We start from the raw sequence: 16,055 nt of genomic DNA, 5'->3' as shown, positions 1-16,055 counted from the left end.
CCTCGTAGTGGGCCTACTCGGACAAGCCCGACAACGAAGCGAGCGTGCGTGCCAGGCGCCACGGGCCAGGCGGGACTTCCAAAACACGGCCTAGTCCTCGACCAGCAGGCCGCGGCGCAGCCGGGCGAGGGTGCGGCTGAGCAGGCGGGAGACGTGCATCTGGGAGATGCCCAGCTCCTCGCCGATCTCGGACTGGGTGAGGTTGCCGACGAAGCGCAGCGAGAGGATGGTCCGGTCCCGGGCCGGCAGCTTGGCGATCAGCGGCCTCAGCGACTCGATGTACTCGACGCCTTCGAGGTCGTGGTCCTCGTAGCCGATCCGGTCGGCGAGCGCGCCCTCGGGGTCGTCCTCGGTGGGCTGGGCGTCCAGCGAGCTGGCGGTGTACGCGTTGCTCGCCGCCATGCCCTCGATCACCTCGTGGTCGGGCAGGTCGAGCCGGTCGGCCAGTTCGCGCACCGTCGGGCTGCGGTCGAGCTGCTGGGCCAGCTCGTCGCCGGCCTTGGCGAGGTCCAGCCGCAGCTCCTGGAGCCGCCTCGGCACCCGCACCGACCACGAGGTGTCGCGGAAGAACCGCTTGATCTCGCCGACGATGGTGGGCATCGCGAAGGTCGGGAACTCCACCCCGCGGGCCAGCTCGAACCGGTCGATCGCCTTGATCAGGCCGATCGTGCCGACCTGGACGATGTCCTCCATCGGCTCGCTGCGGCTGCGGAACCGGGAGGCGGCGAACTTCACCAGCGCGAGGTTCAGCTCGACGAGCGTGTTGCGGACGTAGCTGTACTCGCCGGTGCCCTCCTCCAGGGACTGGAGGCGGCCGAAGAGCGTCTTGGACAGCGCCCGCGCGTCCACCGGGCCGATCTCGTCGTAGGGCGGGATCTCGGGCAGATCGTCGAGTTCGAGGCCGTGGTGTTCGAGGCCGTGGTGTTCGACGTCGGCGTGGGCGTGCTCGCCGTCGTCCTCGCCGTGGTCAGGACCGGCGTGTTCGTGGCCGATGTGTGCCGCCTCGTGCGTCTCCTCGCCGAGCATCCCCTCCCAGCGGGCGGGGAAGCCCCCCTGTCGCTCCTGGTCCTGATCCGGGCCGAGCCGGGGTGTCATGCGCTCATCCCTCTCTTGCGGCGCGGGTGTCTTTCCTCTGCCGTACTTCAGCCCTACCGCCATCCGGCGGTGTCCCGCAAGTCCGGGGGCTTGCCGGATCGACTACCGCACGCACCCGGGAACGCGTAGGGTCGGGCTCGCGTCACCCGGGGGCGCAGGGTGTGTGACCAGGGACGCAGCGAGGGAGAGCAGATGGACCAGGAGGCGGTGGGCACCGCCGGTCTCGGCCGGCTGCACGTCGAGGTGGGGCAGCAGGGCAGCAGTACCGTTTTCACCCCGTCGGGAGAGCTCGACCACCACACCGCCGACCTCCTCGCCGAGCCGATGACCGCGGCCGTCGACGGGGGCGCGATCCGTCTGGTGGTGGACTGCTCGGGCCTGGAGTTCTGCGACTCCACCGGGCTCAACGTCCTGCTCGGGGCGCGGCTCCAGGTCGAGGCGCGTGGGGGCACGGTGCACCTGGCAGCCATGCGGCCGACGGTCGCACGGGTATTCGAGATCACCGGCGCAGACGCGGTGTTCACCGTGCACGAAACGCTCGACCAGGCACTCCAGGAGTAGCGGGGTCGGGGACGGGGGCAAGCTGCATGAGAGGAACCAGCCGGATCGCACGCGCATTGGTCGCCTGTGGCGCGTGTTCCCGGAGATCGACCGGGCAGAAGACAGTTCGGACCCAGCCGGACATCCGTGAGGTGAGGCCAAGATGAGCACCACCCGGCCGTACGCCGCGGGTGACCACGCGCCCGACGCGGGCGACGGCGACGGCGAGAGCGAGTCGGACGTGGATCTGCGGGCGCCGGAGCCGGTACGGCGGCTGGCGCTTTCCGGGGAGAGCGGGATCGTGCCGCGCGCCAGGGACTTCACCCGCCAGGCGCTGCGCGACTGGGGCTGGCTGCCCGGGTCCACCGCCGACCGCAAGGCCGCCGCCGAGGACGTCCTGCTGGTCGTCTCCGAACTGGTCACCAACGCGTGCCTGCACGCCGGGGGGCCCGAGGAGCTGCGACTGCTGCGCAACGGCAAGGCGCTGCGCCTGGAGGTCGTCGACGGCGGCAGCGGCGAGCCCGCGCCGCGCTCCCCGCACCGCGCGGGCCGTCCCGGCGGCCACGGCATGTTCATCGTGCAGCGGCTCTGCCTGGACTGGGGCGTGGTCCGCGACGGTGAGCGCCCGGGCAAGACCGTGTGGGCGGAGCTGGCGGCTCCGCAGTAGCCGTCCGCGCGCCGCCGCGGGTGGGGGCAAGGACGGAACGCTGGGCCTGACCGCGGCCGCGCCCGGGGTGCGGCCGCGCTACGGCCTGGTCAGCGCGGCCATGAGCGCGTCCAGCGCCGCCGGGTACGCCCCCTCGCCCGGCGTGCCGTATCCGATGATCAGACCTTGCGGGCGGTCCGCCGCCGCTGACGTGTGCGCGGGCCCCTGCTCGGGCGGCCCGCCCTCGTGCGGTCCGTCGTTCTCGTGCCAGTGGTCGCCCAGCGTGCCCACCGCCAGCCCCAGCCGCGCCGCGCGCCGCCGGATCTGGGCCTCCGCCGGTTCGCCCGGCGGCAGGGTCAGCAGGGCGTGCAGGCCCGCAGCGATCCCGTCCAGGCCGTACGGCCCGCCCTCGCCGCCTTCTGGCCCCGTGCCGTACGCCCGCCGCAGCCGTGCCACCAGCAGGTCGCGGCGCCGGCGGTAGCGCAGCCGGCCGGCCCGCACCTGGCGGTCGTAGCCGTGGTCGCGGATCAGCTCGGCGAGGGTGAGCTGGCCCAGCGCGCCGGTGTGGAAGTCGCTGTGCAGCTTCTCCTCGGCGACCGGTGCCACCAACCGCGGCGGAAGGACCATCCAGCCCAGCCGCAGCGCCGGGCCGAGCGTCTTGGAGGCGGTGCCGACGTACACCACGTGGTCGGGCGCGGTGCCCTGGAGGGCGCCCACCGGCTGGCGGTCGTACCGGAACTCCCCGTCGTAGTCGTCCTCGACCACCAGGCCGCCGGTCTCCCGGGCCCAGGCGGTCAGCGCGTGGCGGCGCGAGGGGTGCAGGGTCACGCCCGTCGGGTACTGGTGCGCAGGGGTGACCACGACCGCGTCCACCGCGCCCGCGCCCGTGGCGAGCCGGTGGGTGCGCGCGCCGCGCTCGTCGGTGGGCAGCGGGACCACCCGGCCGCCGGCCCGCCGGACCACCTCGCGGTGGAAGGGCAGCCCCGGGTCCTCCATGGCGACCGTGCGCGCCGTGACCCGTACCAGCAGCGCGAGGGCCTGGACGTATCCCGAGGTGACGATGATCCGCCCGGGCTCGGCGACCACCCCGCGGGTCCGCCCCAGGTACTCCGCCAGCGCCGTCCGCAGCTCGATCCGGCCGCGCGGGTCGCCGTAGTCGTACGCGGCCGAGGGAGCCGCGCCCAGGGCCCGCCGGGTCGCCCGCATCCAGGCGGCGGTGGGGAAGGAGGTCACGTCGGGGCTGCCGGGCCGCAGGTCGTGGCGGGGTACGGGGGCGGGGCCGCCGCCGTCGCCCGGGTGCGCGGCCGGTGGTCCGGGCCGGTCGGCGACCACGGTGCCCGAGCCCTGCCGCGCGTCGAGGTAGCCCTCGGCCACGAGCTGGTCGTACGCGGCCTTGACGGTGCCGCGCGCCACCCCGGTGTCGGCGGCGAGCCGGCGGGTGGACGGCAGGCACGCGCCCGGGGCGAGCCGTCCGTCGCGGACCGCGTCCCGCAGTGCCCGCTCCAGCGCGGCGCGGCGGCCGCCCTGCCCCGGGCCGGTCGGCAGGTCGAGGTGCAGGTCCACACCTGCGGCACCCGTCGAAGTGGGCCAGGATTCGTGCATGGAAATGGATCTTATCCGGGGTCCATTCCGGCCCTAGGTTCGCCCTATGAGCAACGACACCAGCACCGCGAAGACCACCGAGCCCGCCACCGACTCCGCTCCCGCCACCGACTCCGCTGCCGGGAGCGGCAGCGCGGCCGACGCCCGCGTCGTGCCGCCGGTCCGGTTCGCCGTCGACACCCTCGCCCCGCACATCAACCGCGCCATGAACGCCCTGGACGCCGCCTCCCGCAAGGTCGGCCTGGAGGCCCCGCTGCTCGAACTCGTCCGGACCCGCGCCTCGCAACTCAACGGCTGCGCCTACTGCGTCGACACCCACACCAAGGACGCCCGCTCGGGCGGCGAGAGCGAGCAGCGGCTCCACGCGCTCGCGGTCTGGCGGGAGACGCCGTTCTTCACCGCCCGCGAACGGGCCGCCCTCGCGCTGACCGAGGCGGCCACCCGCCTGACCGACGGCCCGGTGTCCGACGCCGTCGTGGACGAGGCGGCGGAGCACTTCGGCCCCACCGAACTGGCCGAGCTGCTGTGGACGATCACCGTGATCAACGCCTGGAACCGGCTCGGCGCGGTGGCCCGCCCCTGGCCGCTGGCGTGAGCGGCGCCTGAACGGGCGGAACGCGCGGGTGCGGACAGGTGCGGACGGGGGCGTCGGAGCGGCGCAGGGGAGCGCTCCGACGCCCCCGCCGGCCTGCCGGCCCGACGGCCGCGCCTGCCGGCCTTCGCCGCTCTCCGCGCCGTCCCGTGGGTCGTGGGTCGCGGGTCGTGGGTCGTGGGTCAGCCGTCGAGCTGCCCGATCGTCGCCGCCGACGGCCCCCGCTCGGCGCGCAGCCCGGCCGCCGCCGACTCCGCGTCGCGCAGCACCCGTACGGCGTTGTGCCAGGTGAGCTTGGCGATGTCGGCGTCGGACCAGTTGCGGTCGAGCAGTTCGGCGATCAGGTGCGGGTAGCCGGCCACGTCGGAGAGGTCGGTGGGGGTGAAGGCGGTGCCGTCGTAGTCGCCGCCGATGCCGAGGTGGTCGACGCCGGCCACCTCGCGCATGTGGTCGAGGTGGTCGGCGACCGTGGCCGCGGTGGCGGTCGGACGGGGGTGCGCGGCCTCGAAGGCGTGCTGCACGTCCATGCCGGCCGGGGTGGTGTCCAGCGGGTGCAGGCCGTGGGCGCGCATGTTCGCGTCCGCCTCCAGGGTCCACTCGATCGCGGCCGGCAGGATGAACTTCGGCACGAACGTGGCCATCGCCACGCCGCCGTTGCCGGGCAGCAGCGCGAGCACGTCGTCGGGGATGTTCCGCGGGTGGTCGCAGACGGCGCGGGACGAGGAGTGCGAGAACAGCACCGGCGCCTGCGCCACCCGCAGCGCGGCGCGCATGGTGTCGGCGGAGACGTGCGAGAGGTCCACCAGCATGCCCAGCCGGTTCATCTCGCGGACCACCTCCTCGCCGAAGGCGGTCAGCCCGTGCGCGGCGGGCTCGTCGGTCGCGGAGTCCGCCCAGGGGGTGTTGTCGTTGTGGGTGAGCGTCATGTACCGCACGCCCAGCGCGTACAGGGCGCGCAGCGCGGCCAGCGAGCAGTCGATGGAGTGCCCGCCCTCGGCGCCCATCAGGGAGGCGATCCGGCCCGAGGCGCGCGCGGCCTCCATGTCGTCGGCGCTGGTCGCCAGGTACAGGTCGTCGGGGTAGCGCTCGGCCAGCCGGTGCACCACGTCGATCTGTTCGAGGGTCGCGGTGAGCGCCGCGCCGCCCTTGAGCGACACCGACACGTACACCGACCAGAACTGCGCGCCCACCCCGCCGGCCCGCAGCCGCGGCAGGTCGGTGTGGGTGCGGGCGGTCTGGTCGGCGGCCAGGTCGAACCGGTCCAGGTCGTACGCGACCTGCTCGCGCAGCGCCCACGGAAGGTCGTTGTGGCCGTCCACCACGGGGTGGGCGGCCAGCAGGTCACGGGCGCGGTCGAGGAGGCGGTCCACGGCAGTACTCCAGGTGCGTGCGGCGGTGCGCACCCTGGGGGCGCGCACCGCGACGGGTCGTCGGTCCGCGCGGCTACCGGGCGAAGCCGAAGCCCGCGGTCCCCTTCACCTTCGCACGCAGCCGGTTGCCCTTCTCCGTCGCCTGCTCGGTCAGCGACGTCTGGAACTCGCTCATCCGGGTGCGCAACTGCGTGTCATGGGCGGCCAGGATGCGGACGGCCAGCAGCCCGGCGTTGCGCGCGCCGGCCACCGACACCGTGGCGACCGGGACGCCGGCGGGCATCTGCACGATCGACAGCAGCGAGTCCATGCCGTCCAGGTACTTCAGCGGCACCGGCACGCCGATGACCGGCAGCGGGGTGACGGCGGCGAGCATGCCCGGCAGGTGGGCGGCGCCGCCCGCGCCCGCGATCAGCGCCTTGAGGCCGCGGTCGGCGGCCTGCTCGCCGTAGGCGACCATCTCGTGCACCATCCGGTGCGCGGAGACGACGTCGACCTCGTAGGGCACCGAGAACTCGTCCAGCGCCTCGGCGGCGGCCTCCATCACCGGCCAGTCGGAGTCGGAGCCCATCACGATGCCGACGAGGGGGGACGGCGCTTCACTCATCGATGGTTCCTCGCAGGTAGCCGGCCGCGTGGCTCGCGCGCTCGCGCACGTCGGCCAGGTCGTCGCCGTAGGTGTTGACATGGCCGACCTTGCGGCCGGGCTTCACGTCCTTGCCGTACATGTGGATCTTCAGGCCCGGGTCGCGGGCCATGCAGTGCAGGTACGCCGGGTACATGTCGGGGTAGTCGCCGCCCAGGACGTTGGCCATCACCGTCCAGGGCGCGCGGGGGCGCGGGTCGCCGAGCGGCAGGTCGAGCACGGCGCGCAGGTGGTTGGCGAACTGCGAGGTGGCCGCGCCGTCCATGGTCCAGTGGCCGCTGTTGTGCGGGCGCATCGCGAGTTCGTTGACGAGCACCGCCGGGGTGCCGTCGGGCCCGCGCACCTCGAACAGCTCGACCGCCAGGTGCCCGACCACGCCCAGCTCGTGGGCGATGGTCAGCGCCAGCCGCTGGGCGCTCGTGGACAGCTCGTCCGGCAGCCCGGGCGCGGGGGCGATCACGGTGTCGCAGACGCCGTCCACCTGGATCGACTCGACCACCGGGTACGCCACCGCCTGGCCGTGCGGCGAGCGCACCACGTTGGCGGCCAGCTCCCGGACGAAGTCCACCTTCTCCTCGGCGAGCACCGGCACCCCGGCCTTGAACGGCTCGGCGGCCTCGGCCCCGGACCGGACGATCCACACGCCCTTGCCGTCGTATCCGCCGCGGGCGGTCTTCAGCACGACCGGGAACCCGGCGCCCTCCTCGGCGAACCGCACCACGTCGTCGGGGTCGGCCACGACCCGGTTGCGCGGGCAGGGCACGCCGATCTCGGCGAGCCGGCGGCGCATGACCGCCTTGTCCTGGGCGTGCACCAGGGCGTCGGGGCCGGGCCGCACCGCGATGCCGTCGGCCTCCAGGGCGCGCAGGTGCTCGGTGGGCACCTGTTCGTGGTCGAAGGTGATCACGTCGCAGCCCGCGGCGAAGGCACGCAGGGTGTCGAGGTCCCGGTAGTCACCGACGGTCACGTCGGCCACCACCTGGGCGGCGGAGTCCTGGGGGGTGTCGCTGAGCAGCCGGAACCGGATGCCGAGCGGGATACCCGCTTCGTGGGTCATGCGGGCGAGCTGGCCGCCGCCGACCATGCCGACTACGGGGAATGTCACGATGTGTGTCCTGCCGGTGGTACGGGGCTGGGCACTGTCCAGGATATCCGCCGGGCGCCGGACGGAACTCACCGCCTTCGACGGCCGTCTTCCCCTGCGAGGCGACTAGGCTGTCGTCGGTACGCCGCCCCCGGCACTCCGACCCCAGCAGGAAGCCGAGCAACCAGACCCCGACAGACAGGCCCCACGGACACCATGAGCGGACTGCGCGCACTGCGTTCGAAGCTGGCCCTGCTGTACCGCGAGATCGCCAAGTTCGGTGTGGTCGGCGCGGCGGGTGTGCTGGTCAACATCGGCGTGTTCAACCTGGTCAGGCACAACAGCGGGTTGCAGACGGTACGGGCCAGCATCGTCGCCACCATGGTGTCGATCGTCTTCAACTACGTCGGCTTCCGGTACTTCACCTACCGCGACCGGGACCGGGCGGGCCGCACCAAGGAGCTCAGCCTCTTCCTGTTCTTCAGCGCCATCGGCCTGGTGATCGAGAACGGCGTGCTCTACACCGCGACCTACGGCTTCGGCTGGGACACCCAGTTGCAGAGCAACGTGTTCAAGTTCGCCGGTATCGGGGTGGCCACGCTCTTCCGGTTCTGGTCGTACCGCACCTGGGTGTTCCGCACGCTGCCGGCCCGCGAGGCGGTGGAGCAGGCGGAGTCCTTTCTCACCGCGGCCGAGCGCGCGGAGGCGGAGAAGGCCGGCAAGCGGAAGCGGCAGGCCGCCGACCGGATCGGCTAGCCGATGAACCGCTAGCCGATGACCTGCTGGGCGATGACCCGCTGGGCGATGACCGGATCGGCGGGGGTCTGCTCGGCTAGCCGATGACCTGCTCGCGCGGGGGCGGCGGGGTGATCTCCTGGGCCAGGAACAGCGCGAAGACCGGCGGCCGCTGCTGGAGCAGTTCCAGCCGTCCGCCGTCCGCCTCGGCGAGGTCGCGGGCCACCGCGAGGCCGAGGCCGGTGGAGTTGCGGCCGCTGACCGTACGTTCGAAGACCCGGGCGCCCAGGTCCGGCGGCACCCCCGAGCCGTCGTCCGAGACCTCGACCACCGCCTGGTTGCCGGTCACCCGGGTGTGCAGGGCGAGGGTGCCCGCGCCGTGCATCAGCGAGTTCTCGATCAGGGTGGCGAGCACCTGCGCCACCGCGCCCGGCGTACCGACCGCGCGCAGCCCGCGGGCGCCGGACAGCTGCACGGCGCGCCCCTCGCTCTGGTAGGCGGGCCGCCACTCCTCGATCTGCTGCCGGATCACCTCGTCGAGGTCGAAGTCGACCGCGGAACCGCTGCGCGGGTCGCGCGAGTTGGTCAGCAGCCGCTGGACGACGTCGGTGAGGCGCTCGACCTGGCCGAGCGCGATGGCCGCCTCCTCCTTCACCGCCTCGTGGTCGTCGGCGGTGGCCACGATCTCCTCCAGCCGCATCGACAGCGCGGTCAGCGGGGTGCGCAACTGGTGCGAGGCGTCGGCGGCGAGCCGCCGCTCGGCGGTGAGCATCCGGCCGATCCGCTCGGCGCTGGCGTCCAGGACGTCCGCGATCCGGTCGAGTTCCGGCACTCCGTAGCGGCGGTGCCGGGGCCGCGGGTCGCCGGAGCCGAGGCGTTCCGCGGTCTCGGCGAGGTCGGTGAGCGGGCTGGCCAGCCGCCGGGCCTGGCGCACCGCGAGGGCGACCGCGGCCAGCACCGCGAGCAGCGCCACCGCGAGGATCACCAGCAGGGTGCGGCCGATCTGCCGGCTGACCGTGGAGCGCGCCTCCTCGACGGTGACGGACTCGCCGTGGTCGCCGCGCTGGGTCGACTTCAGGACGGCGCCCGAGGGGCGGTCGCCGAGCCGGACCTCGGGGTGGCCGGGCACCCGGACGGTCGCGTACCGGTTGTCGGCGATCTGCCGGTCCAGGCCCTTGGCGTCGACCGACTCACCGGCCAGGATGCGGTTCTCCACGATCCCGGTGAGCCGGACCGCCTCGGACTGCACGCCGTCCTGGGCGCTGCTCTGGATGGTCCTGGCCTCCACGATGACCAGGGAGATGCCGAAGACGGCGATCACCACGAGCACCACGGCCAGCGTGGAGGAGATCAGGCGGCGGCGCATCGAGCGGGCGGGTCAGTTCTTCTCGAAGCGGAAGCCGACCCCGCGGACGGTGGCGATGTAGCGCGGGTTGGCCGCGTCGTCGCCGAGCTTCTTGCGCAGCCACGAGATGTGCATGTCCAGGGTCTTGGTCGACGACCACCAGGTGGTGTCCCACACCTCGCGCATCAGCTGCTCGCGGGTGACCACCCGGCCGGCGTCCCTGACCAGCACCCGCAGCAGGTCGAACTCCTTGGCGGTGAGCTGGAGTTCGTCGTCGCCCATCCAGGCGCGGTGCGACTCGACGTCGATCCGCACCCCGTGGGTGGAGGGCTGGGCGGGCTCGGTGGTGCCGCGCCGCAGCAGGGCGCGGACCCGGGCGAGCAGTTCGGCGAGGCGGAACGGCTTGGTGACGTAGTCGTCGGCGCCGGCGTCCAGGCCGACCACGGTGTCCACCTCGTCGGCCCGGGCGGTGAGCACCAGCACCGGGAAGGTGTGGCCCTCCGTGCGGATACGGCGGCATACGTCGAGACCGTCCATGCCGGGCAGGCCCAGGTCGAGCACCACCAGGTCGACAGCGCCGAGCAGCGCGGTCTCCAATGCGGTGGGTCCGTCCTCGCGCACCTCGACCTCGTACCCCTCGCGGCGCAGGGCGCGTGCGAGCGGTTCCGAGATGGATGCGTCGTCCTCGGCGAGAAGTACGCGGGTCATGGGCTTGATGGTAGTCCGCGCCGGACCGTACCGGCCCGGTGGTACGCAGACCCCGTTCGACCGCCGGTCACAGCACCTTGCGGCGGATCAGTGCGCTGAGCGTCAAGGTCGCGGGCAGCAGCGGCAGCCAGACGCTGGTGATCCGGAACGCGAGCACCGCCGACGCGGCGGTCTCGGTGGGGGAGCCGGCGGCGACCAGGGCGAGCGCGAGGGCGGCGTCGACCGAGCCGATTCCGCCGGGGGTGGGCACCAGGGCGGCCGCGCAGGTGGCGGCGAGGTAGGCGAGCGCCACGTGCACCGGCGCCACCGGCAGGCCGAGCGCCCGCGCGACCGCTGCCATCGAGCACGCCTGGAGCAGCGGGAAGACCAGCGAGCCGCCCCACAGGGCCAGCACGCGGCCGGGCCGGGCGTGCAGGGCGCGGGCGTCGGCGAGCGCGGCGCTGACGAAGCCGGCCACCGCGCGCCGCAGCGGCCGGACCAGCACCAGGGTGAGGACGGTGGCGGCCACGGTGGCGGCCGCCGCCGCGGCCAGCAGCAGGAAGCCGGTTCCGTCCGGCAGCAGGCCCCCGGCGTGCAGGGCGTGCGGGTAGGCGGCGAGCAGCACCAGCAACAGGCCCACGCGGCAGGCGGACTCGGCCAGCGAGTACAGCGCCAGGGCGGCCGTGGAGCGGGCCAGCGGCACGCCGTTGACGCGCAGGAAACGGAGGTTGACCGCGCTGGCGCCGAGCCCGGCGGGGGCGAGCTGGCCGGCGGCGGTCGCGGCGAACTGGGTGGCCAGCAGCCGGCCGCGCGGCAGGGGCTCCAGGACAGTGCCCTGGCGGGCGACGGCGTTGGCGACGTAGCCGAGCCCGGTGCCCGCGAGCGCGGCCAGCAGCCAGCCGGGGTCGGCGTCGACCATGTCGTGCAGGCCCGACGCCATCAACGAGCGGTGCAGGGCCACCCACACGGCCACCAGGACCGCGGGCACGAGTCCGGCGAGGGTGCGCAGCGGCAGGCGCCGCCACAGGGGCGCCTGGGCGGGCCTGCGGGGGCCGCCGGCGGCGTCCGGGGCCGGGGATGTGTCCGGGGCCGCGCCAGGCTCTGTGCCGGGGCCGGGCTCGGCGTCGGTCGTGGTCCGGGTGCGCGCGCGGGTGCGCGGCCGGAGCCGGGTCCTGGCCGGCGTCCGCAGCATCGCCCTCGCCCCCGCCCCGCTTGTCGCCGCCTGTCGGGCGCGACCGGGCGGCCCCCCCTGGGGCAGCATCGCGGGGCCGGGATACGGCGGGGATACGCGCAGGCCACGGATGGGACACGTCCTGGCGTCGGCCGGACCCGCGCGCCGCCCGCCCGGAGGTGGCGGACTCCCCTCCTCCCGGCGGGCCCGCCCGAAGGGCTACCGGGTCAGCAGGCGCACAGGCAGAAGGGATGCCCCGCCGGGTCCGCGTACACCCGCCAGTTGCGCGCCCCGTCCTGGTCGCCCTCCAGCAAGGCCGCGCCCAGGCCGAGCACATGCCGCTCGGCCGCGTCGAACTCCGCGCGCGGCACGGCGATGTCGAGGTGGAACTGCTGGGGCCGCTCGGGGTCGGGCCAGGCCGGCGGCCGGTGGTCGGGGGCGAATTGGAAGGACAGCCGCTGGCCGCCCTCGCGGTTGAGGTCGACCCAGGTCTTGTCCTCGGCGTCGACGGTGCCGCCGACCAGTTCCGCGTAGAAGGCGGCGAGCGAGACGGGGTCGGGGCAGTCGAGGACGACAGCGCCGAGGGTGCCGATCATGCGGGCTCCTTGGAGGTGGGCGGGTACCCGGAAGGCGTCGCGTGCGCACCTGCGCGGGCTGCGTTACCTGTGAACGGCCTATGCCGGTAACAGTTACTCCATGATGGGGGAGCAGTGGTAACGACGCAAGGGTGATCCGGCAGTAACGTTGCGAGGGTGGAACAGCCCGGAGACCGTCATGCCGCACCCGAGCCGCTGCGGCTGGTGCAGGACCTGGTCAACACCGTTGACCTGGAGGACGAGGCGGACGAGCTGGACAGCCCCGAGGCGCTGACCGCCTGGGTGCGCGGGCGCGGTGTCGACCCGGGCCCCGAGGGTTTCGACCGGGCCGGGCTCGACGCGGTCCTGGTGCTCCGGGAGGCGCTGCGGGACGTCTGCTCCGCGCACGCGGGCACCGACATGCCCCCGGACTCGCTGGCCGCGCTCGACGGGTTGCTGGCCGCCGCCCCGCTGCGGCTCGCGATCGACCCGCTGGGCGCCGCCACGGTGCTCCCGGCGCCCGCGCCCGGCGGTGTCGCCGCCCTCACCGCGCGGGTGGCAGCGGTGATCGCCGCGGCCGCCGCGGACGGCACCTGGCAGCGGATGAAGGCGTGCGCCGCGGACACCTGCCGCTGGGTCTACTACGACCGCAGTCCGGCGGGCCGCAGCCGCTGGTGCTCGATGGCGATCTGCGGCAGCCGGGCGAAGATGCGGGCGTACCGCAGCAGGAAGTGACCGGCGGGCGCCGCGGGTCGGCGGCGCGTGTTCGTGCGTACGGACCCGCGCGGCCTGGAGTCCGGTAAGGCCCGCGCTCTTGGAGGTCGGGCCTTACCGGACCAGGTCGCGCTACGCGTTCGGGCGGCCCATCGCGCGGTAGGTCCAGCCGGCCTTCCGCCACAGCTCGGCGTCGAGCGCGTTGCGCCCGTCGAGGATGTGCCGCTGCCCGGCCACCTCGGCCAGCCGCGCCGGGTCCAGCTCGCGGAACTCCCGCCACTCGGTGAGGTGCAGGACGATGTCGGCGCCCCGGACCGCGTCCACGGCACTGGGGGCGTAGCCGAGGGTCGGGAAGAGCCGCCGGGCGTTCTCCATGCCCTTGGGGTCGTAGACGGTGACCTGGCCGCCCTGGAGGTGGATCTGGCCCGCCACGTTGAGGGCGGGGGAGTCGCGCACGTCGTCGGAGTCGGGCTTGAACGCGGCGCCGAGCACCGCGATCCGGCGGCCGAGGAAGCTCCCGCCCAGCGCCTCGCGGGCCCAGTCCACCATGTGGGTGCGGCGCCGCATGTTCACCGAGTCGACCTCGCGCAGGAAGGTCAGCGCCTGGTCGGCGCCCAACTCGCCGGCCCGGGCCATGAACGCGCGGATGTCCTTGGGCAGGCAGCCGCCGCCGAAGCCGATCCCGGCCCGCAGGAACTTGTGGCCGATCCGGTCGTCGTGCCCTATGGCCCGGGCGAGCACCGCGACGTCGCCGCCGGCGGCCTCGCACACCTCGGCCATGGCGTTGATGAAGGAGATCTTGGTGGCGAGGAAGGCGTTCGCCGCGGTCTTCACCAACTCGGCCGTCGGGTAGTCCGCGACGATGAACGGCGTCTCTTCTGCGAGCGGCCCGGCGTAGACCTCCCGCAGGAGTGACTCCGCGTGCTCGCTCGCCACGCCGACCACGATCCGGTCCGGGTGCAGGGTGTCCTGCACCGCGAAGCCCTCCCGCAGGAACTCGGGGTTCCAGGCCAGCTCGACGTCCTCACCGGCCGGCGCCAGGTCGCTCAGCATCCCGGCCAGCCGGGCCGCGCTGCCCACCGGCACCGTGGACTTGCCCACCACCAGCGCGGGCCGCCGCAGATGCGGGGCGAGCAGGGAGAGAGCGCTGTCCACGTGGCTCATGTCGCAGCCGTACTCGCCGTGCTTCTGCGGGGTGTTGACGCAGACGAAGTGCACGTCGCCGAAGTCGGCCACCTCCTGCCACGAGGTGGTGAAGCGCAGCCGTCCGCTGGAGCCGTCGATCCCGGCCACGTGCTTGGCCAGCAGGTCCTCCAGGCCCGGCTCGTACATCGGCACCCGGCCCTGCGCCAGCATGGCGACCTTGCCCTCGTCGATGTCGAGGCCGAGCACCTCGAATCCCAGCTCGGCCATGGCGGCGGCATGGGTGGCGCCGAGGTAACCGGTGCCGATGACGGTGAGCTTCAGAGGCATGCGCCGAAGCATAGTCGGCACCGGCTGGGCCGAATCCAGCGTGGGGACAGGGCCAGAGGGACACAATGCGTGCATAGGGCCACAGGTCTACCGGGGTGGGGGTGCGTCCATGGCGGACGAGGGTGGAGCGGACGGCACGAACGAGGGTGACGAGGGTCCGGCCGGCCCCTCGGACGAGCCCGCGGGCCCCGCATGCGATGAAGCCGTACCCGCAGAGGCCGTACCCGCCGAAGCCGCGCGCGCCGAAGAGGCACCTGCTGAAGCCGAACTCGAACCCGGACCCGGACCCGCCGCCCTCGCCCCCGGCCCCTTACCCGACCGTCGCTCCCGGCGCCGGCGCCGTACCCGCCGGGTGCTCTACGCCGCCCTGAGCCTGCTGTGCGCCGGCGTCCTGCTGATCGTCGGCACCGGCTACTGGGCGTACCACCACTACACCGGCCGGGTGCAGCGCATCCCCAACGCCTTCCCCACCGACGTGCCGGAGTCCGCGCTGCCGCAGCCGTCCAAGGGCGGCAGCCAGACCTTCCTGCTGGTCGGCCTGGACGCGCGGTCCGACCTGCCCACCACCGGCAAGGGCGCCAAGGCCCCGGAGTGGAAGCCCGGCGCCCAGCGCAGCGACACGATGATGCTGGTGCACATACCCGCGAACCACAAGAACGCGTACGTCGTCTCGCTGCCCCGCGACTCCTGGGTGAGCATCCCCGGTCACGGCAAGGCCAAGCTGAACGCCGCCTTCTCCTGGGGCGGGCCGCCGCTGCTGATCGACACCGTGCAGCGCATGACCAAGGTGAGGATCGACCACCTGATGGTGATCGACTGGAGCGGGTTCAAGAAGCTCACCGACGCGATCGGCGGGGTGGACATCACCGTCGACAAGACCGTCTCGCGCCGCAACGGCCCCGGCGGGGTGTGGACCGCCGGCACCCACCACATGGACGGCGCCGAGGCGCTGGACTACGTCCGCGAGCGCTACGGCCTGCCGCGCGGCGACCTCGACCGCACCCACCGCCAGCAGAACTTCCTGCGCGCGGTGCTCGCCAAGATGCTCTCCACCGGCACCTTCACCAACCCGCTCAAGCTCAAGCGCGCCCTCGACCAGGTCACCTCGGTGGTCAGCTTCGACGACAAGCTCTCCGACGGCGACCTGCGCGACCTGGTGTGGAACATGCACGGGGTGCGCTCGAAGGACATGTCGTTCATGAACGCGCCGGTCGCGGGCTTCGACACCATCGACAAGCAGTCGGTGGTGCTGCTCGACGCCAACGCCTCGGCCGAGCTGTGGGAGGCGATGCGCAACGACACCATGGCGCACTACATGGCGACCGCCGACGGCGTCGACACGCTCGGCAAGAACGTGTCCTGATCCGCCCATCCCGGGTGTCGCCGACGTCACGCGAGGGCAAGGATCACCCGCGCGGGCCCGTTGGCACCCGCCCTCCCGCGACCGTAGGGTGACGGGGTTACTGAACGGTAGCGAACACACTCGGGAGTGAGACTTCATGGCCGCAGCAGCCGACTTCGACCTGTTCCGGACCTCCGAGGAGCATGAGATGCTCCGCGACGCCGTCCGGTCGCTGGCCGAGGCGAAGATCGCGCCGTTCGCCGCGGAGGTCGACGAGCAGGGCCGTTTCCCGCAGGAGGCGCGGGACGCGCTGGAGGCGAACGACCTGCACGCGATCCATGTTCCTGAGGCGTACGACGGTTCGGGGGCGGACGCGTTGTCGACGGTGATCGTGATCGAGGAGGTGGCGCGGGTGTGCGCGTCGTCCTCGCTGATCCC

At 73.6% G+C, this 16,055-nt stretch carries 17 protein-coding genes; 7 read left to right on the top strand and 10 right to left on the bottom strand.

Translation table 11 applies throughout. The features are described from left to right. Nucleotides 1-90: 90 nt before the first annotated feature. Nucleotides 91-1,095 (bottom strand): SigB/SigF/SigG family RNA polymerase sigma factor, encoded by a 1,005-nt coding sequence (locus tag AB0399_RS37840; RefSeq protein WP_329368939.1) that lies wholly within the window; start codon nt 1,093-1,095, stop codon nt 91-93. 192 nt (nt 1,096-1,287) lie between these two features. On the opposite strand from AB0399_RS37840, the gene AB0399_RS37835 reads away from it, so the two are divergent. Beyond that, nucleotides 1,288-1,656: an STAS domain-containing protein gene (locus AB0399_RS37835; RefSeq protein ID WP_329368940.1), complete on the top strand. Its 369-nt coding sequence runs from the start codon at nt 1,288-1,290 to the stop codon at nt 1,654-1,656. Between the two features lie 142 nt (nt 1,657-1,798). After that, nucleotides 1,799-2,302 carry an ATP-binding protein gene (locus AB0399_RS37830; RefSeq protein WP_328464739.1) on the top strand — a complete coding sequence of 168 codons (504 nt, stop codon included), beginning with the start codon at nt 1,799-1,801 and terminating at the stop codon, nt 2,300-2,302. A 78-nt stretch (nt 2,303-2,380) separates the two neighbouring features. On the opposite strand, the gene AB0399_RS37825 is transcribed toward AB0399_RS37830, so the two are convergent. After that, the gene (locus tag AB0399_RS37825; RefSeq protein WP_366414368.1) at nt 2,381-3,883 is read right to left on the bottom strand and encodes a PLP-dependent aminotransferase family protein; all 1,503 of its coding nucleotides are present in this window, start codon (nt 3,881-3,883) and stop codon (nt 2,381-2,383) included. A 46-nt stretch (nt 3,884-3,929) separates the two neighbouring features. Here AB0399_RS37825 and AB0399_RS37820 point away from each other — a divergent pair, with 46 nt between their 5' ends. After that, the gene (locus AB0399_RS37820; RefSeq protein ID WP_366414367.1) at nt 3,930-4,478 is read left to right on the top strand and encodes a carboxymuconolactone decarboxylase family protein; all 549 of its coding nucleotides are present in this window, start codon (nt 3,930-3,932) and stop codon (nt 4,476-4,478) included. 179 nt (nt 4,479-4,657) lie between these two features. Here AB0399_RS37820 and AB0399_RS37815 read toward each other — a convergent pair whose 3' ends face one another. The 3 genes from AB0399_RS37815 to AB0399_RS37805 all read right to left on the bottom strand — a co-directional run bounded on the left by AB0399_RS37815 (nt 4,658) and on the right by AB0399_RS37805 (nt 7,641). Continuing rightward, on the bottom strand, nt 4,658-5,845 hold the full coding sequence (locus tag AB0399_RS37815) for a dipeptidase (RefSeq protein ID WP_366414366.1): 1,188 nt from the start codon (nt 5,843-5,845) through the stop codon (nt 4,658-4,660). A 73-nt stretch (nt 5,846-5,918) separates the two neighbouring features. Further along, the gene (purE, locus tag AB0399_RS37810; RefSeq protein ID WP_329368948.1) at nt 5,919-6,452 is read right to left on the bottom strand and encodes a 5-(carboxyamino)imidazole ribonucleotide mutase; all 534 of its coding nucleotides are present in this window, start codon (nt 6,450-6,452) and stop codon (nt 5,919-5,921) included. Then, complete coding sequence (locus AB0399_RS37805) at nt 6,445-7,641, bottom strand: 5-(carboxyamino)imidazole ribonucleotide synthase (protein WP_329374245.1); 1,197 nt, start codon at nt 7,639-7,641, stop codon at nt 6,445-6,447. The genes purE and AB0399_RS37805 overlap by 8 nt, the downstream gene beginning before the upstream one ends. 150 nt (nt 7,642-7,791) lie before the next feature. On the opposite strand from AB0399_RS37805, the gene AB0399_RS37800 reads away from it, so the two are divergent. Continuing rightward, the gene (locus AB0399_RS37800) at nt 7,792-8,331 is read left to right on the top strand and encodes a GtrA family protein (protein ID WP_329368950.1); all 540 of its coding nucleotides are present in this window, start codon (nt 7,792-7,794) and stop codon (nt 8,329-8,331) included. Nucleotides 8,332-8,407: 76 nt separating this feature from the next. On the opposite strand, the gene AB0399_RS37795 is transcribed toward AB0399_RS37800, so the two are convergent. The 4 genes from AB0399_RS37795 to AB0399_RS37780 form a co-directional block, all read right to left on the bottom strand. Next, nucleotides 8,408-9,676 carry an ATP-binding protein gene (locus AB0399_RS37795; protein WP_329368952.1) on the bottom strand — a complete coding sequence of 423 codons (1,269 nt, stop codon included), beginning with the start codon at nt 9,674-9,676 and terminating at the stop codon, nt 8,408-8,410. Nucleotides 9,677-9,688: 12 nt separating this feature from the next. After that, on the bottom strand, nt 9,689-10,363 hold the full coding sequence (locus AB0399_RS37790; RefSeq protein WP_093784848.1) for a response regulator transcription factor: 675 nt from the start codon (nt 10,361-10,363) through the stop codon (nt 9,689-9,691). A gap of 67 nt (nt 10,364-10,430) precedes the next feature. Continuing rightward, nucleotides 10,431-11,534 carry a lysylphosphatidylglycerol synthase transmembrane domain-containing protein gene (locus tag AB0399_RS37785; protein WP_366414365.1) on the bottom strand — a complete coding sequence of 368 codons (1,104 nt, stop codon included), beginning with the start codon at nt 11,532-11,534 and terminating at the stop codon, nt 10,431-10,433. 206 nt (nt 11,535-11,740) lie between these two features. Beyond that, a complete protein-coding gene (locus tag AB0399_RS37780; protein ID WP_329368958.1) occupies nt 11,741-12,109 on the bottom strand; it encodes a VOC family protein in 369 nt (122 codons plus the stop codon). Between the two features lie 156 nt (nt 12,110-12,265). On the opposite strand from AB0399_RS37780, the gene AB0399_RS37775 reads away from it, so the two are divergent. Beyond that, complete coding sequence (locus AB0399_RS37775; RefSeq protein ID WP_329368960.1) at nt 12,266-12,823, top strand: CGNR zinc finger domain-containing protein; 558 nt, start codon at nt 12,266-12,268, stop codon at nt 12,821-12,823. Nucleotides 12,824-12,934: 111 nt separating this feature from the next. Here the strand turns inward: AB0399_RS37775 and AB0399_RS37770 are convergent, their stop codons facing one another. Further along, complete coding sequence (locus tag AB0399_RS37770) at nt 12,935-14,275, bottom strand: UDP-glucose/GDP-mannose dehydrogenase family protein (RefSeq protein WP_329368962.1); 1,341 nt, start codon at nt 14,273-14,275, stop codon at nt 12,935-12,937. A 109-nt stretch (nt 14,276-14,384) separates the two neighbouring features. Between AB0399_RS37770 and AB0399_RS37765 the strand changes: the two genes are divergently transcribed. Then, a complete protein-coding gene (locus tag AB0399_RS37765) occupies nt 14,385-15,638 on the top strand; it encodes an LCP family protein (protein ID WP_366414364.1) in 1,254 nt (417 codons plus the stop codon). A gap of 136 nt (nt 15,639-15,774) precedes the next feature. Beyond that, nucleotides 15,775-16,055 (top strand): acyl-CoA dehydrogenase family protein (locus tag AB0399_RS37760; protein ID WP_366414363.1); only part of this gene is annotated, 281 nt, incomplete at its 3' end.

It is taken from the genome of Streptomyces sp. NPDC088194 (genome assembly GCF_040702025.1).
Lineage (GTDB): Bacteria > Actinomycetota > Actinomycetes > Streptomycetales > Streptomycetaceae > Actinacidiphila.
The sequence above is the reverse complement of the archived record's forward strand: the minus strand, read 5'-3'. Positions and strand labels throughout refer to the sequence as shown.